The sequence below is a fragment of the Paenibacillus sp. LHD-38 genome, from assembly GCF_031157315.1.
Lineage (GTDB): Bacteria > Bacillota > Bacilli > Paenibacillales > Paenibacillaceae > Pristimantibacillus.
On sequence record NZ_JAVIFU010000032.1, the window covers coordinates 18602 to 38943 of the forward strand.

At 48.6% G+C, this 20342-nt stretch carries 22 protein-coding genes and 1 other annotated feature; of the genes, 1 reads left to right on the top strand and 21 read right to left on the bottom strand.

Going from position 1 to position 20342, the window contains the following annotated elements:
* Positions 1–44: 44 nt before the first annotated feature.
* A complete protein-coding gene (locus tag RCO25_RS23210) occupies positions 45–803 on the bottom strand; it encodes a YetF domain-containing protein (RefSeq protein WP_308998508.1) in 759 nt (252 codons plus the stop codon).
* Between the two features lie 229 nt (positions 804–1032).
* On the opposite strand from RCO25_RS23210, the gene RCO25_RS23215 reads away from it, so the two are divergent.
* On the top strand, positions 1033–1425 hold the full coding sequence (locus tag RCO25_RS23215; protein WP_308998509.1) for a TIGR04086 family membrane protein: 393 nt from the start codon (positions 1033–1035) through the stop codon (positions 1423–1425).
* A 65-nt stretch (positions 1426–1490) separates the two neighbouring features.
* Here RCO25_RS23215 and yajC read toward each other — a convergent pair whose 3' ends face one another.
* The 20 genes from yajC to RCO25_RS23315 all read right to left on the bottom strand — a co-directional run bounded on the left by yajC (position 1491) and on the right by RCO25_RS23315 (position 20307).
* Positions 1491–1799, bottom strand: a complete 309-nt coding sequence (gene yajC, locus RCO25_RS23220; RefSeq protein WP_308998510.1) for a preprotein translocase subunit YajC — start codon at positions 1797–1799, stop codon at positions 1491–1493.
* 14 nt (positions 1800–1813) lie between these two features.
* A complete protein-coding gene (gene tgt / locus RCO25_RS23225; RefSeq protein WP_308998511.1) occupies positions 1814–2947 on the bottom strand; it encodes a tRNA guanosine(34) transglycosylase Tgt in 1134 nt (377 codons plus the stop codon).
* 22 nt (positions 2948–2969) lie between these two features.
* Entirely contained in the window at positions 2970–4016 is a 1047-nt protein-coding gene (gene queA, locus RCO25_RS23230) for a tRNA preQ1(34) S-adenosylmethionine ribosyltransferase-isomerase QueA (protein ID WP_308998512.1), read from the bottom strand.
* A gap of 10 nt (positions 4017–4026) precedes the next feature.
* Positions 4027–6147: a SpoIID/LytB domain-containing protein gene (locus RCO25_RS23235; protein ID WP_308998513.1), complete on the bottom strand. Its 2121-nt coding sequence runs from the start codon at positions 6145–6147 to the stop codon at positions 4027–4029.
* A gap of 1 nt (position 6148) precedes the next feature.
* Positions 6149–6604: a thiol-disulfide oxidoreductase DCC family protein gene (locus RCO25_RS23240; protein WP_308998514.1), complete on the bottom strand. Its 456-nt coding sequence runs from the start codon at positions 6602–6604 to the stop codon at positions 6149–6151.
* A gap of 5 nt (positions 6605–6609) precedes the next feature.
* Complete coding sequence (gene ruvB / locus RCO25_RS23245) at positions 6610–7611, bottom strand: Holliday junction branch migration DNA helicase RuvB (protein ID WP_308998515.1); 1002 nt, start codon at positions 7609–7611, stop codon at positions 6610–6612.
* Positions 7612–7630: 19 nt separating this feature from the next.
* Positions 7631–8266, bottom strand: a complete 636-nt coding sequence (gene ruvA / locus RCO25_RS23250) for a Holliday junction branch migration protein RuvA (RefSeq protein ID WP_308998516.1) — start codon at positions 8264–8266, stop codon at positions 7631–7633.
* A complete protein-coding gene (gene ruvC / locus RCO25_RS23255; RefSeq protein ID WP_308998517.1) occupies positions 8266–8766 on the bottom strand; it encodes a crossover junction endodeoxyribonuclease RuvC in 501 nt (166 codons plus the stop codon). The genes ruvA and ruvC overlap by 1 nt, the downstream gene beginning before the upstream one ends.
* A 168-nt stretch (positions 8767–8934) precedes the next feature.
* Positions 8935–9570 (bottom strand): BofC C-terminal domain-containing protein, encoded by a 636-nt coding sequence (locus RCO25_RS23260; RefSeq protein WP_308998518.1) that lies wholly within the window; start codon positions 9568–9570, stop codon positions 8935–8937.
* Positions 9571–9772: 202 nt separating this feature from the next.
* Positions 9773–11659, bottom strand: coding sequence for a LysM peptidoglycan-binding domain-containing protein (locus RCO25_RS23265; protein ID WP_308998519.1), 1887 nt, complete (start codon positions 11657–11659; stop codon positions 9773–9775).
* A 201-nt stretch (positions 11660–11860) separates the two neighbouring features.
* Positions 11861–12730 carry a prephenate dehydratase gene (gene pheA / locus RCO25_RS23270; protein ID WP_308998520.1) on the bottom strand — a complete coding sequence of 290 codons (870 nt, stop codon included), beginning with the start codon at positions 12728–12730 and terminating at the stop codon, positions 11861–11863.
* 2 nt (positions 12731–12732) lie between these two features.
* Positions 12733–13704: a homoserine kinase gene (thrB, locus tag RCO25_RS23275; RefSeq protein ID WP_308998521.1), complete on the bottom strand. Its 972-nt coding sequence runs from the start codon at positions 13702–13704 to the stop codon at positions 12733–12735.
* Between the two features lie 5 nt (positions 13705–13709).
* The gene (locus RCO25_RS23280; RefSeq protein ID WP_308998522.1) at positions 13710–14996 is read right to left on the bottom strand and encodes a homoserine dehydrogenase; all 1287 of its coding nucleotides are present in this window, start codon (positions 14994–14996) and stop codon (positions 13710–13712) included.
* A 24-nt stretch (positions 14997–15020) separates the two neighbouring features.
* On the bottom strand, positions 15021–15458 hold the full coding sequence (locus RCO25_RS23285) for an ACT domain-containing protein (protein ID WP_308998523.1): 438 nt from the start codon (positions 15456–15458) through the stop codon (positions 15021–15023).
* A 134-nt stretch (positions 15459–15592) separates the two neighbouring features.
* On the bottom strand, positions 15593–16918 hold the full coding sequence (gene obgE, locus RCO25_RS23290; RefSeq protein WP_308998524.1) for a GTPase ObgE: 1326 nt from the start codon (positions 16916–16918) through the stop codon (positions 15593–15595).
* Positions 16919–16931: 13 nt separating this feature from the next.
* A complete protein-coding gene (locus tag RCO25_RS23295) occupies positions 16932–17669 on the bottom strand; it encodes a Spo0B domain-containing protein (protein ID WP_308998525.1) in 738 nt (245 codons plus the stop codon).
* A gap of 134 nt (positions 17670–17803) precedes the next feature.
* The gene (gene rpmA, locus RCO25_RS23300; protein ID WP_053374800.1) at positions 17804–18115 is read right to left on the bottom strand and encodes a 50S ribosomal protein L27; all 312 of its coding nucleotides are present in this window, start codon (positions 18113–18115) and stop codon (positions 17804–17806) included.
* Between the two features lie 90 nt (positions 18116–18205).
* Complete coding sequence (locus RCO25_RS23305; RefSeq protein WP_308998526.1) at positions 18206–18544, bottom strand: ribosomal-processing cysteine protease Prp; 339 nt, start codon at positions 18542–18544, stop codon at positions 18206–18208.
* Between the two features lie 11 nt (positions 18545–18555).
* On the bottom strand, positions 18556–18867 hold the full coding sequence (gene rplU / locus RCO25_RS23310; RefSeq protein ID WP_053374798.1) for a 50S ribosomal protein L21: 312 nt from the start codon (positions 18865–18867) through the stop codon (positions 18556–18558).
* A 15-nt stretch (positions 18868–18882) separates the two neighbouring features.
* Positions 18883–18972 (bottom strand) — a sequence feature (ribosomal protein L21 leader region).
* An 84-nt stretch (positions 18973–19056) separates the two neighbouring features.
* A complete protein-coding gene (locus tag RCO25_RS23315; RefSeq protein ID WP_308998527.1) occupies positions 19057–20307 on the bottom strand; it encodes an Rne/Rng family ribonuclease in 1251 nt (416 codons plus the stop codon).
* Positions 20308–20342 lie beyond the last annotated feature (35 nt).

The following is a 20342-nucleotide window of genomic DNA, read 5'->3' on the forward strand; positions in this document are numbered from 1 at the left end:
ATAATTAAAAAACAACGATAGGAAAGGGAATTAATTCCCTTTCTTTATCGCTGTTTTTTGTCATGCGTGTCTACGAAAAGCTTTCCTTTATGATCAATCGTGCAAAAAAATACGTCTTTGAAATCGGTGACGTCTTTTTCCTGCAGCACATTTTTAAGCCAAAATCTTGTTTTCTCAAGTTTTTCTAAATTCTCATCCTGTACCTTGCCATCCATGATAAGTGGAATGGGCAAAATTTCAAATCGAAATTTGGACGGAATGATTTTTGATTGGTTATACTGTTTAAGTCTATTTTCCTGCTCTGAGCTTTCCGATTCACGGCCTTCCATTCCAATATTCTCAGAAGCATTACTGCTTTCCTTCGGTATTACGGAAAGCTTTCCGCTTGTTTCTAATATAGCGAATTCCACGTCAGACACGGCGCTAATTTTATTTTCCCTCAGCTGCAGCATCAAGTCATCCAAATTATAACGCTGCTTTCGCATAACATCGCTATTCAGCTTACCTTTGTCAATGATGACACTTGGCTTACCGTCAAAAAGCAGCCTTAACTTTCGACTTTTCATCGTCATAAAGGCACTGACCACTTGAATGAACAATAAGACTGCCATCGGCAGAATACCGCTCCATAACGCGCGATCCGTATCTTCAATAACAATGACAGCAATTTCTGCGATCATGACTGAAATAACCAAATCGAATACGGATAACTTACCAATCTCTCGCTTTCCCATAAAACGCATGATCAAAAACACCACAAAATAAATGATCACCGTCCGGATCAACAGGCTCCAGAATTCCAAGCGGAAACCGCCTCCTCAACTTTTGTCTGCGAGCTGATGACAGCTCCTTTTGTCCGTAAAGGTATCATCACCAGCGTTCGATAACATCATACTCTGATCCTTACACGAATATATGGCAATGATCCTAAGCGTGCTAATAATGTCTTTGAAGACATGCCGATAGTTGTACTATTCTGACTAGCTTGACCATATGGATAAGTAATACATACCAATCGCTGGGGGGAATTGGATGAGCTCGGTTAAACAAGCTGCTAAACCGCCATTAATTGCTTCACCTCTGCTTGCTGGAGTGCTTTTTTCAATCATTTGGCTAGCAGTAGGCGCCTTGCTGCTCTCGCTGCTTTTGCATTTTACGGGAATGAAAGAAAGCAGCTTATCCACGAATGCATTGCTTGTTCATGGCTTTGCTTCATTAGCTGGAGGCTTTACTTCTGGCCGTCGCTCTGAAAGTAAAGGCTGGTATAACGGAGCGCTGCTCGGGTTGATTTATGGCGCTATCGTGATCATTATCAGCTTCCTTGCTTCAAATGCATCACTTTCGCTGCACAGCGCTTTGCTGCTCGGCGCTTCTCTCTTGACAGGCGCATTCGGCGGTATGATCGGCGTGAATTTAAAAAAATAAGCGGGTATACGCAAAAGAAAACGGCTGACATGCATGCATGTCAGCCGTTTTCTTTCACCTATACCTTATTCAGTTACTGCTGGTGCAGAGTTAATAATGGTGTTAATGGCACTGCGCTCAAACGTCATCTTTGTTGTATCGTTTACACGAAGTACAACCGTATCGTCGCTAAGCTCAACGACCGTTCCATGCAATCCACCAATTGTTGAAATCTTATCGCCTTTTTTCAATTGGTTAAGCATTGAAGAACGCTGTTTCTGTTTCTTCTGTTGCGGACGGATAAGTAAGAAATAAAACACCGCGAACATAAGCACAAACGGCCAAATCATACCTAGAATATTACTTTGTCCTGCTTCACCTGCTGCTTGCCACATCGAAATCCCCCCTTTCAAAACCCTTTCTCATTATCGAACAGGCCGTAGCTTGTGAAGAAGGAATCCCGGAAATCAAGCAACCGGTCCTCCATGATCGCTTGCCGAACGTCCCGCATGAGTTGAAGCAAGAAATGCAAATTGTGATAAGTCGTCAGCCTCATACCAAACGTCTCATCCGCTTTTATTAAATGCCGGATATAAGCTCTTGAATAGTTCGTACACGTATAACATGAGCATTCCGGGTCCAGCGGACCAAAATCCTCCGCATACTTCGCATTGCGGATAACGAGTCTGCCTTGACTTGTCATCGTTGTCCCGTTTCGGGCTATTCGTGTCGGCAGTACGCAATCGAACATATCGATACCGCGGATAGACCCTTCAATCAGTGCATCCGGCGATCCGACTCCCATCAGGTAACGCGGTTTATTCGCTGGTAAAATGGGAACCGTATAATCAAGAACATCATACATTAAATGCTTAGGCTCGCCTACACTCAGTCCACCAATAGCATACCCCGGGAAATCCATGGAAGTCAAATCATTTGCGCTTTGAATGCGCAAATCCTTGTACATCCCCCCTTGTACGATGGCGAAGAGTCCTTGATCATGTGGCCGTGCATGCGCTTCGAGACACCGCTCAGCCCATCTTGTTGTCCGCTCCAATGATTTTTTCACATATTCATGTTCTGCGGGAAAGGGCGGGCATTCATCGAAAGCCATCATAATATCTGAGCCCAGCGCATTTTGTATCTCCATTGCCACCTCTGGAGAAAGAAACTTCTTATCGCCATTGAGGTGGGAACGAAAGTGTACGCCCTCTTCTGTAATTTTACGCATTTCGCTTAGGCTGAACACCTGAAAGCCGCCGCTGTCTGTAAGGATCGGCCGATCCCAGTTCATAAACTTATGCAGTCCGCCGGCATTTCTTACAATCTCATGTCCCGGTCTTAGAAAAAGATGATACGTGTTGCTCAAAATAATATGAGCGTCCATCGTCTTCAGCTCTTCTGGACTCATCGTCTTGACGGTAGCCTGCGTACCTACCGGCATAAAGGTCGGTGTTTCAATAATACCGTGTGGAGTGTGCACACGTCCAAGGCGTGCCCCCGATTGCTTGCATTGTTTGATTAATTCATATTTTACAGCCACAATTCACGCTTCCTATTCCTAGTTAGTAAATAAACATCGCGTCGCCAAAGCTGAAAAAACGATATTCATGAGCAATCGCTTCTTCATAAGCCCGCATGACGGCATCACGTCCTGCCAGTGCACTTACAAGCATAACCAGCGTTGACTTTGGCAAATGAAAATTGGTGAGAAGTGCATTAACGAGCTTAAACTCATAGCCTGGGAAAATGAAAATGGAAGTCCAACCGTTGCAAGCCTCAAGCGGTTTCCCTTCAAAACGCGCCGCCAAAGTCTCGAGTGTCCTAGACGAGGTTGTCCCTACAGCAATTATACGTGCCCCGCTCCGTTTAGCTTCATTAATTATTGCCGCATTCTGCTCGTTCAGCTCATAATACTCGGCATGCATTTCATGATCCTCCACCAAATCGACTGACATTGGACGGAAAGTCCCCAATCCAACATGGAGTGTCACGTAGGCTAACTGGACTCCCTTTTCCTGCAATCTTGCAAGAAACTCATCGGTAAAATGAAGGCCTGCCGTTGGGGCCGCCGCAGATCCCGCATGCTTCGAGTAAACGGTCTGATATCTTTCCCGCTCTTCCAGCCTCTCCTTGATATAAGGCGGCAGCGGCATTTCTCCCAGTCTGTCCAGAAGCTCTTGAAAGATTCCTTCATACTGAAACCGAATCGTTCTTCCGCCCATCTCGCCTTCCTGCTCAATCACTGCTCGCAGCAGGGGGTTGCCATGCCCATCATCGCCAAACGATAGCGCTGTGCCAATCTTCAGCCGCTTGGCTGGCTTGCCAAGCGCTTCCCAGCTGTCTCCCTCGAGCTGCTTTAGCAGCAGCAGCTCGATTTTGGCTCCGGTGTCGCTCTTGATTCCTGTTAACCGAGCAGGAATAACTCTAGTATCATTTAAAACAAGCACGTCACCAGCCCCGACATACTGCTCCAAATCTGTAAATTTGTTATGCGCGATCTCACCTGTTTGCTTGTTCAGAGCAAGCAGCTTCGAGGCTGTTCTATCCAGCAGCGGTGTCTGAGCGATTAGACGCTCTGGCAAGTCAAAATCAAACCATTCTACATTCATATCGATTCAATCATTCCTTAGCGATGGTTACATCTTTGTAGTAGTATTTCAAAATATATTGATAGTCATACCCTTGCTGCGCAAGGCTTAAAGCACCGTATTGCGATAACCCGACGCCATGTCCGTTTCCTGTGCCTATAAAACGGAATGACGGCTCTTTTGTTGCGGCACGCAGATGCTTGCTGCCATCCAAAATAAATAGGTTATCCTGATTTGCTTCGGTAACCTTTCCACCCGCGCCGATCATATAGATAGGAGCCGTATCTGCCGGTTTAGTCCGTGTAGCGGAGCCTGCGCTGAGCATCGCTACCTTTGCTGTTTCCTCAATTTGAAATAAGGTGCTTGGCAGCGAGCCTTGTACGCCTAATGTACTTCGGAACATATCCGGATAGCTAACGCTAAGCTTCTCGCCGTTAGCCATAATTTCAGTTGCGCGCCCTGATGCTCCGCTCTGGCTTATTTCCAAGGTGCGAAGCGGACCGGCAATCTTTGATTTTACTTTGGCGTTAATAACAGTCAGCATTTCCTGCGGGGTATAGGGCCCTCTTATCCAAGACATAGAACCCGTTTCCACTCTTTTCTCCAACACAACAACCTGCGTTCCGCTGTCTGCTTGTGCTACAACCGGGATCGTATCTTGAATTTGTGGATGCTTTCGTACCTTTGTTCCATTCGTGTTCACCTGCATAATAGCGCTGCCGGCTGCCGTTGTTTGTCCGGTCTCATCGAGCAAATCATCGCGAACATAACCGATAGCTCCGGTAGGAAGGACAACGCGGTACCAGTTGTGTAATCCAACCTCTGATGAAGTATCCGGGCTCTTTACAGGCTGCAAATAAGGAACGGCATTTCCCCATATTTCTTTGGCATCGGCTGTCATTCCCCCGCTGCTTGCCACAAATAAAGCTTCAATGACTTTGCCGTTATACAAAGCGACTTCTCCAGCCGTAGCTTCTACAGCTGCTATGGTTGTAGGACGTTCCGAGCCGACACCGTAATAGGCCTGACTTAGAGTCGTATCTACCACATGAGCGATTTGAAAACCGAAGCCTTTGTTAAGTGCGTAGGACCTGGCCGCTACAGCTTGTGCCTTCAAAGCCTCTGCCGGCCATGTCGAATACATTTCCACCCCAACGACTGAGTAAAGGTATTGCTCAAAAGGAAGCTCGTTTATGACTGCCATGCGTCCGTTAAGCACACTAAGCTCAAAAAATCCGCGATAGCTGCGGTTACTTCTTTCCGTAAGCTTAATCGGCTCCGAGCCGATTGGCGAAACCGATATTTCCGCTCCGCTGCCTGCAAACATATAAAGCTCCGAGCTGCTCTCCGCTTTAGCACTTACGGTGTGATCGTTTCGCACCAATAAATAAGCTGAGCTTGAATCACTATCGGTTAACGCGCTCCCGCCCGCAGCCTTTGCAGCTGCAGCTCGAACGATTTGAAGCTCTGCCTCTGTCACTGCAGCGCCTACCATAACCGAATAATTGACTGTTCCACTTTGTGTCGACCGAACCGCTACGAAAGCATCAAGCCCAACTGCACCAAAACTGCTTGCAGCTGCGATTGCTGCTGCTTTATTCGGTAAAGCCGCGTTCTCCAAATGAAGCGGTCCCTGCAGCACGGATTTAAATCCGCCAGCCAGCTTAGACAGCTCGCTATCGCTTGTCCATTTGGTTTGAGCGGCAGCGGCTTCTGCGGCTGTTTTGTATGTACCTTCAATGACCTGATAAACGATTGCGCCGTTCTTGGAAAGCGAGGTTAGAAATGCCGCTCCCTTCAAAGCCTGCAGCCTCTTTTGTACAGCTAGCGCTGAAGCAAAGGTTGATGACTCATATACCTTTACCTTAAAGCTGTCCACAGCAAAACGAGCAATTGCGCCTGCATCCACATTGAACCATTGTTGAACACCATCCGGTTGTCTTTCGCCAATGCTCATGCCTCCAGCTGACGAAAAGGTTGCCGCAGCCGTCGTTTCATCATATTTCCCAGGCAATTGCATAAACAAAGCTACGCGAATATTATCCAGCTTAGGCACAGCTGCTTGTGACGGTGAAGCAGTCCAAACCGTTGCGAGCAGTATAATCGTTAAGACCATGATCGTGTATCGCTTGATTGACCGTTTAATTGCCAAGCTAGTTTCTCTCCCCTCTATCCTGCGGCAAATCGCAGCCGTCAATGGAACAGCTTTGCTCAGTAGAGCCAAACCATTCGTATCTTCTTTTTGCTACAAATCGATAGATGCGGTCCGCGATTCGGTTCATGCCTGGCATTCGATAGAAAGCGGACAGCCAGCGAAAGCCTTCTACCGTTCTTAAAATGCGTACAATCCCGTCAGCACCTGCAAACAACTGCCCACGCTCATCGGCAACATGCATTTTCTCATAAAGCGCGGCAAAATCCAGCTTATCAATGCGAGGAATGAGCCGAGTAGTATCATGATCCGTTTCTAATTGCTGAATCGATATAAATATCAAATCCGCTTTGGAATGGAGTTCCTTCAGCTTGGCCACGGAAGCAAGGCATAAATTGCAATATCCGTCATAAATGACGTACAGCTTCTCTGAAGCACGGTTGCCCGTATTGCTCATTGCCGTTACCTCCCTGGAATCGGAAGACCTAAATGCCGATAGGCTTGCTCTGTAGCGATTCGTCCGCGCGGCGTGCGTTGCAGAAACCCGATTTGCATCAAGTAAGGTTCATATACATCCTCAATAGTTTGGCTTTCTTCCCCGATTGTTGCTGCAATTGTATCCAGGCCAACAGGTCTGCCGGCAAAAGTTGTCATCATGGCTTGCAGCATCTTGAAATCAATCATATCAAGTCCCATCGGATCGACCTGCAGCAGTTCAAGCGCTGACTGGGCAATATCATGCGTAATGACCCCATCGCCGCGAACCTGCGCAAAATCACGCACGCGCTTTAGCAGTCGATTCGCGATACGCGGGGTTCCCCGGGAACGCATGGCAATCTCAGAAGCTGCCTCACCCACAATGCTGACATTCAAGATCTCGGCGGTTCTTGCAACGATAAATGCAAGTTCATCGATCGTATAGAACTCAAGCCTGCTCACGACTCCAAAACGATCGCGAAGTGGCGCCGAGAGCAAGCCGGCTCTCGTTGTCGCGCCAATTAAGGTGAACGGTGGCAAGTCCAATCGAACGGACCTGGCACTTGGCCCTTTACCGATCATAATATCAAGCGCGAAATCTTCCATCGCCGGGTACAAAACTTCCTCTACGGTCCGGTGCAAGCGATGAATTTCATCAATGAACAGGACGTCCCCCTCCTGCAAATTCGTCAGCAGCGCAGCAAGATCACCCGGGCGCTCAATGGCCGGCCCCGATGTGGTGCGCAGACTGACCCCCAGCTCGTTCGCGATAATGTTCGACAGCGTTGTTTTACCCAGTCCAGGCGGACCGTAAAGCAGAACATGATCCAATGCTTCCTTGCGAAGCTTCGCTGCTTCGATATATACCTTCAAATTTTCCTTGGCCTTTGATTGTCCGATATATTCGGCTAAATAGCGGGGACGCAAGCTTAGCTCAACCGCCTGATCTTCCATCATCAGGTTGGCGGAAATGATTCTATCATCCATTTGCTTTTATCTCCCTCCGTTACCCTTTAAACAGCTGCTGCAGCGCCCGTTTCATTAGAGAATCGACAGATTCCTCTGCCGTGACGCTATGCTGCAATCCATTCCATGCTTTATCCAGCTCCACAGCCGTGTAACCGAGAGCCGCAAGGCCTTCTCTTGCCTCCTGCCACGCCGTTCCCGCTCCCTGGCCTGAGTGTCTGCTTGAAGTAAGGTCAAGCGCAACGCCTGCGGCTGTCAGCAAGCCTCCGTCAAGTCCTGCTCCGATCAGCTTGTCCTTGAGATCAAGAATCATCCGCTGCGCCGTTTTCTTGCCGATTCCTGGAAGCTTCGTTAGAAAAGCCAGGTTTTCCTGCTGAATGGCTGCAATAACGGCGTCTGGCCTTCCTCCCGACAAAATACCCAGTGCAACGCGCGGTCCAATGCCCGAAACCTCAAGCAGCTTGCGAAACAACGATTGCTCTTCCCTCGTCTCGAATCCGAATAACAATACAGCGTCCTCGCGAACGTTATGATGAATATAGACGGTTACGGGCTCCTCTTTTTTTGCAAACGCATACGGATTAGGAGTAAATACGCGATAACCTGTATCTCTTACGTCCAGAACGATATATTCGGATTCCAGATGAACAACATTGCCTCTCAAAAAGTCGATCACTAGCGTTTCACCTCGTTTATTTTCTGGTTCAGTACGACGGAATGGGCATGACAAATGGCCACTGCAAGCGCATCGGCTACATCGTCCGGCTTCGGTACTGCCGAAAGCTTCAGAAATACTTTAACCATCTCCTGCACCTGTTTCTTCTCTGCTTTGCCATATCCGACAACGGCCTGCTTTACTTGTAGCGGCGTATATTCACCGATTGGCAAACCGCGCTGTGCGGCAGCCAAAATAATGGCTCCTCTAGCTTGTGCCACATCAAAGGCGGTAGTCACATTTCGATTAAAGAACAGCTTTTCCACGCCGACCGTATCTGGCTTATATTTATCCATCAAGGCGCCCGCAGACTCGTAAACCTGCAGCAAACGCTGCTCCGGGGGCGTATGTGCTTCCGTTTGAATCGCACCGTATTGAACGGGCGTAAGCTTGTGTCCGATTTTATCTATGAATCCAAAACCTACGATTGCATAACCAGGGTCAATACCAAGAACGCGCAAAAGTCCATCTCCTCAAAAAACTTGCTTGCTCAGCGTACTCGCTGAAAGTTGCTTCATCCATTATAGCAAAAGATAACGGGAATGAGAACGCGCGTTTGATATTTCAGGCCATAGACATAAATAAAGAAGGCCGCACAGCGATGTGCGGCCTTCTTTGCGGTCCGCCGGTCAGTAAGCCGGCTTCATAACTTTCTGGTTTTTCGGTGAGGCATAATCACTGTAAGTAGACAATACGCTGTTATACTCTTCCATGTCGCTTATTCGAATGCCTTTGGTAAGCTGATCCAGTTTATCCTGGGGCAGACTGCTTTCCATGTAACGCACGTCAAGCTGAAAGAAGGTGCGTACCACCTTTTCCTTTTTCGGTACTCCGTCATACAAATTTAGATTGCCCTGCTTGTCTATGCCCATATAAGCATTGGCTTTGCAGTGCTCGGACAGGTCTTCTACGCGCTGCTCGACATAAACGGTTTTATTCTCGTGGTCGAGCACCGTCTTCCACTCCGGATGTTCAAGCAGAAGCTGAACAATTTGTTGGCCCATCATCCGCCCTAGCGGCTTTGATTCTTCTCCGCACACATAAATACGATGCACCTCCACCGTCAGCGGTCCATCTTCATTTTCGAGCTTTTGAATGATACTTTGTTTTTCAGACTGCGCCGGTGCTGCAAAAACGATATCATCTTGGGAAACTATGAGCCATCCGGCAAGCAAGAAAGGCACAACCGCGCCTAAAGTCCATGTCGGTCGGCGTTTTCTTCGAAGATGCTTCTTTAAGTTTTTCCAAAGGCTGAATTCCATCATTGGGAAGACCCCTTCATTATATTTTTTGATAGTATGCGCCAGTATTTCATAAATATTCAAAATGATTTATTCGCACAAAATCTAAACATAAACATAGCAGCAAACTTCTATTAGATGCTAGGCTGCAGCCTACTTGTCCTCTTCACAAAAGAAGACAACCCTAATGGACGCAAATGGCCATCAGGGAAGTCTTCATTTGTTATTAGCGATTAATCCACGGCTGATTGCCGCGATTTTTCGGTTTGTTTGGACGGGAAGATACCGTGCGGATAACCGCTTTTTTCCCATTTTTCTTTTGTACGACCGTCTTAGCCGGTTTTTCAATATCCGTATCCGCTAGCTTAGCGGAGGCTTGATCCGATCGATGGCCTTTGCAGCCGCAATCATCTTGATTGGATTGGAAGGCGCCAGCCGTTTGAGGCCAACCTGGGTAATGCGGATACGAAGGATAGCCGTAACCGTAGCCTCCGTCATGCTGCGCTTGGGCTGGCATTACCATCCCATGACCGCCATGCCCATAGCCATAACCGTAACCATAATCAGGATGCATTCCAGCCGGCGACACCATTCCTTGGTTCGGCTGGGCCATTAACGGCGACACCATTCCTTGGTTCGGCTGGGCCATCAGCGGCGATACCATTCCTTGGTTCGGCTGGGCCATCAGCGGCGATACCATTCCTTGGTTCGGCTGGGCCATTAACGGCGACACCATTCCTTGGTTCGGCTGCGCCGATAGCGGCGATACCATCCCTTGGTTCGGCTGGGCCATTAACGGCGACACCATTCCTTGGTTCGGCTGGGCCATTAACGGCGACACCATTCCTTGGTTCGGCTGGGCCATCAGCGGCAATACCATTCCTTGGTTCGGCTGTGCCGATAGGGGGGATACGAAACCTTGGTTTGGATGCGCTGATGCTCCTGCAACCATATGATTGTTTTCATTTACATCATGCTGGAGAGGGCTTACGCCAGGATATCCATAACCCCAGCCTGCTCCTGCACCCAAAGGCATGGTCGAAGGCGATGGATAGCTTCCGACGAATACCGTTCCCGGAGGACAATCGAACGGTGCTTCATTTCCTTCGCTGAGCGGGCTTACCGTACTTCCGAATGGAACAGGCTGCTGCCAGTTGCCATAGCCATACCCGTGTTCCATTTGAGCCGGCATCGTCATTGGATGACCATATCCGTGTCCCATTTGAGCTGGCATCGTCATTGGCTGGCCATAACCGTATCCACCGTAAGTAGGCTGCTGCTGGGCCGGAGATACGGATTCGGGAGCTTTGGGTAAATCATACAAGGATAAAGCTTCCGTTGCCGGGATGCCGTATTGTTTGAACAAATCAACATTGGGCTTATACTCCGAATGAATCGGTTTAAGCTTTTTCTCCACCGGTTTCTCGATAGGCAGCGCTTTTTTCGCTGGCTCAACAGCCGCAGCTTTAGGCGCAGGAAGAGGCGCTGGCGCTACAGGCTTCACGATAGGAGCTGTAGGCTTCTTTTCTTGTACAGGAGCCACAGGTGCAGGAGCTACGGGTGTAGGAGCTACAGGTGCAGGAGCGATTGGAGCCGTCGGCGTCTTGCCCGTGATTGGTCCTGTAGGTGTTTTCCCCGTGATAGGAGCTGTGGAAAGCTTTCCGACCCAGCCCTGAACGCCTTGCATAATGGATGTAGGATGAAGCATGTGTGCACCGCTGGTACCCTGTGCCATGCCATGACCGGCACCATGACCGCCGGCGTCTTCATCCACGGTGTTTACCTTTGGTATGTTTACAACCTCACCTGTAAGAAGTACGTTAGGGTTTTTAAGCTGCGGATTCGCTTTTATCATGTCTGCAAGAGGCACTCCCCAAGCCTTAGAAAGCTTCCAAAGCGTATCCCCTTGTTTCACGATATGCTGATGCATAATGTCCATACCGCCTCCTGATCCTCCCGTATGGCTTGACGGAATCTTCAGCTTCATCCCCACCTCAATGGCGTCCGGGTTCGTTATACCCGGGTTCAGCTTCAAAATCTCTTCAAGCGAAACGTTATACTTTTGACCGATCAAGTATAAGCTGTCGCCTTTCTTCACAATATGGATTCTCACTCGCTGTTAACCTCCTGTCACGTTCTAAATAACCAGGCACTGCTAATGCCTATTATCAATCCTTACATCCTATGCAGAATATGGGCAGGTGTCTCCACTTTCACAAAAAAAATAGTAAAAAAGCCGAGCTCACCCCCTGTGGGCGAACTCGGCTTGCTTCTCAAAAATGCTTCAATCTAGCTTTTAATGCCTTTGCTGGCTTTATTTTTTGTATTCCGTAAAGCTTGGGTAGCTCCCTAAAACACGGACCTGACACCCGATTGCCTCAATTTCTTGAATAGCAGAAGGCAGAAGCACCGTATCAAGCGCCATGTCGATGTCGATAAAGAAATAATAATTGCCGAGTTTTTTCTTTGTTGGACGCGACTCAATGCGAGATAAGTTGATTTTGCGCCATGCAAATGCGGCAAGAACCTGATGGAGCGCACCAGGATAGTCCTCGGGCAGCGTAATCAATATGCTGGTTTTTATCTGATCAGATTGACGTGCCGTGTATGGCTCTGTTCCAACCAGCAAGAAACGAGTGTAATTGTTATCATGATCTGTAATTTCGCTAGCGATAACATCAAGCTTCTCGTTCGCGGCAGCGGTCATCGTACCAATAGCTGCCCATCCGGCATTCGGGTTATTTTGAACGATTCTAACACCCTCTGCAGTGCTGCTGACATGCTCTGTCACCGCATGGGGCAGTTTCGTACGCAAAAATTGCAGGCACTGGGCGATTGCAACAGGATGGCTAATTACTTTGGTAATCCGCGAATAATCGATTGCCCCGGTCTCGTCCAGCAGCTCAGATTCGCGTCCAATCAAATTTTGAATAGACGGGTAAACCCATTCTGCTTGGATCGGAAGATCCACCTCATGCACGAGCCAGTCCATATGTAAGCTTACGGAGCCCTCGATCGTATTCTCAATCGGAATAATGCTGTAATCGCTTATTCCATTAACCGTGGATAAGAACACGTCTGAAATCAGCCTGTGATGCTTCCAATTAATTTCTTCGCCGTAAAAAAAATGTCTAGCCGCTTCGTCCGATACGGAGCCGGCAGGTAAAACCGCTATCGTCTTCATAGCTACATTGCTCCTTTAATCCTGTCCGGAAGAGGAATGGCAGGTTGATTCGATATATCCTCAACTGTAATCTGAGGACCATGAACGCAAGGTGACAGCCAGAGCGTTTTTGCCTCGATGCCCTCCTGCTTCAACGTATCAAGCAGAAATTGTTCCAAAGATTGTTCCACTTCGGCTTTATCCTGGGCAAAGGCAATAAGCGTCGGTCCAGCACCGCTAAGCGCTACGCCCAGCGCCCCAAATTCTACCGCGCGCTCCAAGATTGTCGCCATGCCTGGTATCAGCGCTGCGCGGTAAGGCTGATGCAGCCGGTCCTTCATCGCATGGCGGATCATGCCGAGATCGCCGCTTGCAAGCGCTGCGACGAGCAATGAGCTACGGCCGACGTTGAACACAGCGTCTGCCATACTGATTTGCGTCGGAAGCGCATGTCGCGCTTTTTCCGTCGACAGCTGAAACGCAGGGATTGCCACGAGCGTTTTGAGCCTGCGATCCGGCTCGATACGGATATATTCCGCTCTTTCCCCATCCCAAGCAGAAACTACGATGCCTCCGAATAAGGACGCTCCGACATTGTCAGGATGCCCCTCTAATGCTGTCGCTATTTGAAACAGCTTATCGTCAGAGAGCGGCCCGCCGATTAGGGCATTCGCCGCTACGAGAGCCCCTACGATTGCCGATGCGCTGCTGCCGAGTCCGCGCGTCAGCGGAATATCGCTGTGCATCGAGATCGAAAGCTCGGGTACGCTGACACCTGCTTCTTTGAACACAAGCTGAGCAACCTTGTAGATCAAGTTGGACTTGTCTTTCGGCAAGCCTTTCATTTGGTCGCCGTAAAAATGAAATTCCGTTTGCTCGCTGACGCGAAGCTCAATCCATGCATATAAGGAGAGTGCCATTCCCAGCGTGTCAAAGCCTGGGCCTAAATTGGCTGTGCTTGCCGGTATCTTTACAATGACTCTGCGATTATTCATGAGGCTTACCCTTCTACGCGGTAAACGCTCTTCACTTTGTGAACAACATCCAGCGATTCGAACGTCGCGAGTACCTTCTTAATAGCTGCTTTGTTAGCGTCATGGGTAATGATGATAATTTCGGCTTCCGGATTAGACGGCGTAGGCTGCTGCAGCACGGACTCCAAGCTAACCTCAAAGTCAGCGAATACTTGCGTGATGCGTGCCAGAACGCCAGCACGGTCTGCTACTTTAAGCAGCAAGAAATATTTTGATGAAATCTGATCATCTGTTTTGAGCTTCTTCTCTTTGTAAGCAAGACTTCCTTGCATGCCGTTTACGCCGAGCTTCAGGTTTTTCACGACGGCAACTAAGTCAGAGACGATCGAGGTTGCTGTTGGCAGCTCGCCCGCTCCGGCTCCGTAAAACATCGTTTCGCCAACGGCTTCCCCGTAAACATAAACCGCATTGAACACGCCGTTAACCGAAGCAATTGGATGTGATTGTTTTACCATCGTCGGCTGCACGCTGATACTGATCAGATCATCCTGGCGCTCTGCTATACCAAGCAGCTTAACTTCATACCCGAGACGTTTCGCATACAAAATGTCTTCTTTCGTTACCGAAGAAATCCCTTGAACCGACACATCCTCGAGCGCAACATTCGCACGGAAGCCGATTGTAGCAAGAATCGTCATTTTGCGCGCTGCATCAAGTCCTTCGACATCCGAAGTCGGATCAGACTCCGCATAACCGAGCTCTTGCGCTTCCTTGAGTACGTCTAAGTAAGAGGCGCCTTCCTGGCTCATTTTGGTTAAAATAAAATTCGTCGTCCCGTTCACGATTCCCATGATTTTGTTGATGCGATCGGAAGAGAAGCCTTCAACGAGCGTTCGGATAATCGGGATACCGCCGGCAACGCTTGCTTCGTACATAACGTCGCAGCGATTCTCTTGCGCTTTTGCCAAAATCTCAGGTCCATGCAGCGCCATCAGATCTTTGTTTGCTGTTACGACATGTTTGCCAAGCGAGAGTGCTTCCAAGATATATTCCTTCGCAAGGCCAATACCGCCCATAACCTCAACGATTACGTCAATCTCGGGATGACGGATAATATCCCAAGGATCCTCGGTGAGCTTATCAGCGTCTATTGCGATATTACGCGATTTGCTTTTATTCTGAACGAGCACCTTTTCAATCACGATCGGTGAGCCGACTTGACTGGCAAGATCCTCCTGATGACCTTCAACGATGCGAACGACGCCTGTACCTACAGTACCAAGACCTAATAATCCAACTTTAACTGACTTCATATATACCCTCCATTATCTATCCTGTTATCCTTGTCCGATGACCGAAGCTTTGCGTACGCCAGGCTGGCTGCGAAGCATTTCGACCAACGATGACAGTTCCCCGGAAAGCTGCGATATATCGACTGAAATGACGACGTTGGCAAAACCCTGAAGCGGAATGGTCTGATTCATCGTCAGGACATTTCCTTCCAAGCCAGCCACCATGCTGAGCACGTTCGAGAGCACGCCTGAGCGATGCTCCAAATCCATCGAGATCGTTGCAATTCGTTCCCGCTCGAGCTCATTTAGCGCATAAACGCCATCTTTATACTTATAAAAAGCGCTTCGGCTAAGACCAGCGCGCTCCACCGCTTCATGAACGGTTGCCGCTTCGCCCCTGCTAAGCATCTCCTTAACTTGTATCGTCTTCATAATCGCTTCCGGTAAAATGTCCTCCCGAACGACATAATAGCGTTTAGTCACTATTCGTCCTCCTCAAAAAGACAATTGTTCATCTATAGTGGACATTATATCGAAATATGCGACTTGGGGCAATAGGTAAATAAGAAAAGACGGCTTCCGCCGTCTCTGTTCTTACTAATTTATTTATGGATCAACTAACCATTCGGGTTGTAGTCGCTGCCCTCGAAGAATTCAAAAGCGAAATCACCGATTTGAACCATATCGCCGTCTTTGGCGCCCATTTTGCGAAGCTCAGCATCCACGCCCATTTTGCGCATTGTACGAGCAAAGCGCATAACCGCATCATAGGACGTCAAATTCATCCGCTTCATGTACTTATCAATGCCTTCACTCACGATCACATACACTTCATCTTCCTTATGGATGGTGAATGTCGTTTCTTCACGTTTCTCATAAGTGTAGACCTTCCGCTCAGCAACATCCTTCACGTCCTCGATCTCAACCTGCTCGGATACTGTATCCAGTACATCAGCCGCTTTATACAGCAGCTCCTGTACCCCTTGCTTAGTTAGCGAGGAAATAGGCAGTATCTCATACTGGCGGTCACCGCAGGCTTCTTCGAGCTGCTGCTTGAATAGCTCAAGCTGCTCCGCAGAGTCCGGCATGTCCATTTTGTTTGCTGCAATAATTTGCGGTCGATCCGCTAGCTTTTCATTGTAGAGCACTAGCTCTTCGTTGATTTTTACCCAATCTTCAAAAGGATCGCGCCCTTCGGAAGCAGACATGTCAATCACGTGAATAATCACCCGTGTCCGTTCCACATGGCGGAGAAACTCATGACCAAGTCCCACGCCTTCATGTGCGCCTTCGATCAGACCAGGTAAATCAGCCATGACGAAGCTGCGGCCGTCACCTACGTCTACAACACCTAGATTAGGCGTAATCGTCGTAAAATGATAAGCTCCAATTTTGGGTTTTGCTCCCGAAACGACGGAAAGCAAAGTTGATTTGCCTACGCTTGGGAACCCGACAAGTCCAACGTCAGCCATGACCTTAAGCTCCAGCACAACCCAGCGCTCTTGCCCTTCTTCGCCATTTTCTGAAATGTACGGAGCCGGGTTATTTTGGGTGGCAAACCGAATGTTTCCGCGTCCGCCACGCCCGCCCTTTGCAATAACGATTTGTTGACCGTGACGCGTCATGTCCGCAATGATTTCCTGAGTATCGTCATCGACAATGACAGTGCCTGGTGGAATACGAACGATTGTATCTTCGGCACCTGCACCGTGCATGCTTTTTACTTTTCCGCGTTCGCCGCGGTTCGCTTTAAAATGTTTCTGGTATCGGAAATCCATTAGCGTACGAAGTCCTTCGTCAACTTGAAAAATCAAGTCACCGCCGCGGCCTCCGTCGCCGCCGGCAGGTCCGCCCTGCTCGACATACTTCTCGCGGCGAAACGATACGATACCATCGCCTCCGTCGCCGCCTTTTACAAATATTTTCGCTTTATCGACAAACATGTTGTGCCCCCGTTCATGCGCGCATTTCCGCCCTCAGCAGCACCTTTGCATATGGCTGCTCGAAGTTGATCGGTTGCATTGGCGCGCCTTCCAACTGCTGTTGTATTTTTTGCTTCCATTGCTGTTCATTCATTAGTTCGCCATCATAATAGAAAGTTGCATTTAACGCATCCTCTTCCAGCGACAGCTCCAGCGTAAGAACAGCAGCATTACCATAGCCAGGCTTCGCCGCAAACCGATATGCGTTAATCGTATGAATGAGCGTTTCGGCTATTTGATCGGCATCTGCCGTTAATTCGTCTAAATGAATATCGCCTTTAATGACGAGCTGAAGCTCTAGCGAATTCGAAATCGTACGAAACGATTGAATGTAACTAATAAGAGACGGAACGCCAAGCTTGGAGATACTGCTCTCCACGGCCATCCGTTCACTTATTTTCTCCACATACTCGGCGGCTTTATCCAGCTTTTTTAGCCTAATATAGCCAAATACCACTTGCAGGTCATTCATCCAGTCATGCCGATGATGATTGAGAGTTCGAATTGCAGAATTATGCAGCGATTGTATCGTCCGCGTAGTCCGCTCCGCATGCTCTTTCCGTTCCGTTCGTATCCAGTAAGTCGCAACAGCTATAAGCCAAACGAGAAAGACAGCAGTTAACCACACTTTAGTGGGCCAAATAAGTACAGCAGCGCAAGGCAACAAAATAGTACCCGCCGCGTAATATTTCGCCGTTGTTAAGCGTCCCATCGATTAAACCTACTTTCTTCGTATTTCCTAGCTTATCCAGTATATCATGCGGCCGTCCAACGGTCATCAGCCTTGAAATAAAAAAACCCGGCCTAGCGATGCAGGCCGGGTCTTGGTGCATATATAAGGTTGTATTAAGCTTCTACTGCTGCAGCTACCGGAGCTAGAACTGCTGGATACACGCTCACTTTTTTGCGGTCGCGTCCCCAACGTTCGAACTTCACTACGCCTTCTACTTTTGCATAAAGCGTATCGTCTTTCCCGATGCCTACGTTAGTACCTGGGTGAATTTTTGTTCCGCGTTGGCGAAACAAGATGCTTCCAGCGGATACGGTTTGACCGTCAGCACGTTTAGCTCCAAGGCGCTTCGACTGCGAGTCACGTCCGTTCTTCGTGGAACCTACACCTTTCTTCGAAGCGAAAAGCTGAAGATTCAGTTTCAACATAGTTATTCCCTCCTTCTTAAAGGTTTGTGGAGCAAACCTACTTCGGAAGCATGAACATTAAGGTCTGTGATGCAAACCTACTTCGAAAGCTTACGCATTAAGAAGTTCATGAATGACGACATGCTTGCCGTATGATTTTGCGATAGTGTCAAGCATAACCGCCATCGATTCCAGCAGCAGCTGCATCCGGCCGTCTGAAGCCTCATCTGCCAGCGTCGGAATATCCGACGATAACCAGCCGTTCTTCATCTTGGCAGGCAGCTCTTCTCCTGCTAAAGCTTCGATCGCGTTAACGGTACCAACCGATATGGCCGATACACCCGCGCAAACAATATCTTTGCCGGGTTTCGCATATTTAGCATGTCCTTCGACTGCAAAAGATACGATACGTCTGTCAGCGGCTCTTCGTACAAAGGTAACGGTTATCATAGAAATTCCTCTTATGCTTGGATTTTCTCGATTGTTACTTTTGTGAACGGTTGACGATGACCTTGCTTACGACGGTAGTTCTTTTTGGCTTTGTATTTGTAAACGATGATTTTTTGGCCTTTGCCTTGTTTCTCGACTTTGCCTGTTACTGTAGCGCCGGATACAACCGGAGTTCCAGTTACAAGACCGTCACCTTTAGAAACCGCCAAAACACGATCAAACGTTACGCTCTCGCCTGCTTCAGAATCCAGTTTTTCGATGTAGATAACATCGCCTTCCTGAACTTTGTATTGCTTTCCGCCTGTTACGATGATTGCGAACATTGTTGGTGCACCTCCTTATTTTCGAAGACTCGCCTAATTCAGGTGGTCCGCAGCTTGCGCCGCATACGCTTATTTACCCAATCGGAGCGGTACTTGTACATCTCATTCCTTACGAGGTACGAGACACACACCCAAAGATTGTACCATACTATGCAAGCTATATCAATTGATCCTAAGAGAAAAATTCGATTATTTATATGCGTCGCTACGTTTGACTGTATGAGCACCGCAGGCAGAGCAGCGATCCGTTAGCTGATGAACAGCATTCTCGCGTGCCTTTTTCCTTGTCATTTCGATCAGGCCGAGCTTGGTCCATCCCAAAATCGTACATTTCGTTTGATCATTGCGAGCTTTCTCACTCAGTCGTTGCATCACCTGCTCGCGATGCTTGTCCTGCACCATATCGATGAAATCAATAATTATAATTCCGCCTACGTCTCTTACTCTGAGTAATCTCGCAATTTCCTCGGCCGCTTCCATATTAGTGCGGAAAACGGTGTCTTCTAACCCCGAGGTGCCCGTAAATTTCCCTGTGTTCACATCGATAACCGTCAGCGCTTCCGTCTCTTCCCAGATAAGATGGCCGCCGCATAATAGCGGAATTTTGCGCTCGAAAGCCCTCGTCACCTGCTCAGTCACCCGGTACGCGTCAAATAAGGGAATGCCTTGCTTTGGCTCATAGCGCTTCAGCCGCTCAAGAAGCTGAGGAGTCATTTCCTCAAGCAGAGCCGATGCTTCCTCAAATCTATGGGCATGGTCAATCCAAATTTCATCCATATCGGTTGTTAAGGTATCTCGTACGGCACGCCGCATTAAGCCAGCTTCCCTATGCAGCTCGCAGGGAGGCTTTGCGTCCAAACTGCGCTGAGCGATGCTATGCCAAATTTCTCTTAGCTGCATGACGTCAGTCTGCAAGGACAGCTCGCTCTCGGACGCGGCTGCGGTTCGTAGGATGATGCCTTCTTCCTGTTCCCGCAGCTTCTCTCCGATGTAACGCAAACGTGCCCGCTCGCCCTCCGTGCTGATTTTCTTAGAGACGCCGACATAGTCGGCGTTCGGCATATAGACAAGCCATCGGCCAGGCAGCGTAAAATGTGTCGTCACGCGAGCCCCTTTGCCGCCAAGCGGCTCCTTCATCACTTGAACAAGCAGCTCTTGGCCCGGCTTTACAAGGTCTTGAATGAGCGGCTTTTGCTGAGGCTGCTTCTCCAAATGAGGGTGGAGCAGCTCATCTATATACAAAAAAGCATTTTTGGTTAGTCCCACATCAACGAATGCCGCCTGCATGCCAGGCAGAACGTTTACGACACGACCTTTATAGACATTGCCAACCAAACTGCTTGCTTTTGATTTTTCCATAAAAAATTCGACCAGGCGGCCATTCTCCAGCACTGCGGTTTGCAGCATCTCTCCATGTACGTGCATCAACATTTGCTTCATTTAGGGCTGTCACCTGCCAATATGCTTTTCATCTA

Bases quoted from the DNA above. Each gene is read 5' to 3' on its own strand.
- RCO25_RS23215 (WP_308998509.1), top strand. From the start codon at position 1,033: ATGAGCTCGGTTAAACAAGCTGCTAAACCGCCATTAATTGCTTCACCT.
- yajC (WP_308998510.1), bottom strand. From the start codon at position 1,799: ATGTGGCAAGCAGCAGGTGAAGCAGGACAAAGTAATATTCTAGGTATG.
- queA (WP_308998512.1), bottom strand. From the start codon at position 4,016: ATGAATGTAGAATGGTTTGATTTTGACTTGCCAGAGCGTCTAATCGCT.
- RCO25_RS23240 (WP_308998514.1), bottom strand. From the start codon at position 6,604: ATGAGCAATACGGGCAACCGTGCTTCAGAGAAGCTGTACGTCATTTAT.
- ruvB (WP_308998515.1), bottom strand. From the start codon at position 7,611: ATGGATGATAGAATCATTTCCGCCAACCTGATGATGGAAGATCAGGCG.
- RCO25_RS23260 (WP_308998518.1), bottom strand. From the start codon at position 9,570: ATGATGGAATTCAGCCTTTGGAAAAACTTAAAGAAGCATCTTCGAAGA.
- pheA (WP_308998520.1), bottom strand. From the start codon at position 12,730: ATGAAGACGATAGCGGTTTTACCTGCCGGCTCCGTATCGGACGAAGCG.
- thrB (WP_308998521.1), bottom strand. From the start codon at position 13,704: ATGAATAATCGCAGAGTCATTGTAAAGATACCGGCAAGCACAGCCAAT.
- RCO25_RS23280 (WP_308998522.1), bottom strand. From the start codon at position 14,996: ATGAAGTCAGTTAAAGTTGGATTATTAGGTCTTGGTACTGTAGGTACA.
- obgE (WP_308998524.1), bottom strand. From the start codon at position 16,918: ATGTTTGTCGATAAAGCGAAAATATTTGTAAAAGGCGGCGACGGAGGC.
- RCO25_RS23295 (WP_308998525.1), bottom strand. From the start codon at position 17,669: ATGGGACGCTTAACAACGGCGAAATATTACGCGGCGGGTACTATTTTG.
- rpmA (WP_053374800.1), bottom strand. From the start codon at position 18,115: ATGTTGAAACTGAATCTTCAGCTTTTCGCTTCGAAGAAAGGTGTAGGT.
- RCO25_RS23305 (WP_308998526.1), bottom strand. From the start codon at position 18,544: ATGATAACCGTTACCTTTGTACGAAGAGCCGCTGACAGACGTATCGTA.
- rplU (WP_053374798.1), bottom strand. From the start codon at position 18,867: ATGTTCGCAATCATCGTAACAGGCGGAAAGCAATACAAAGTTCAGGAA.
- RCO25_RS23315 (WP_308998527.1), bottom strand. From the start codon at position 20,307: ATGAAGCAAATGTTGATGCACGTACATGGAGAGATGCTGCAAACCGCA.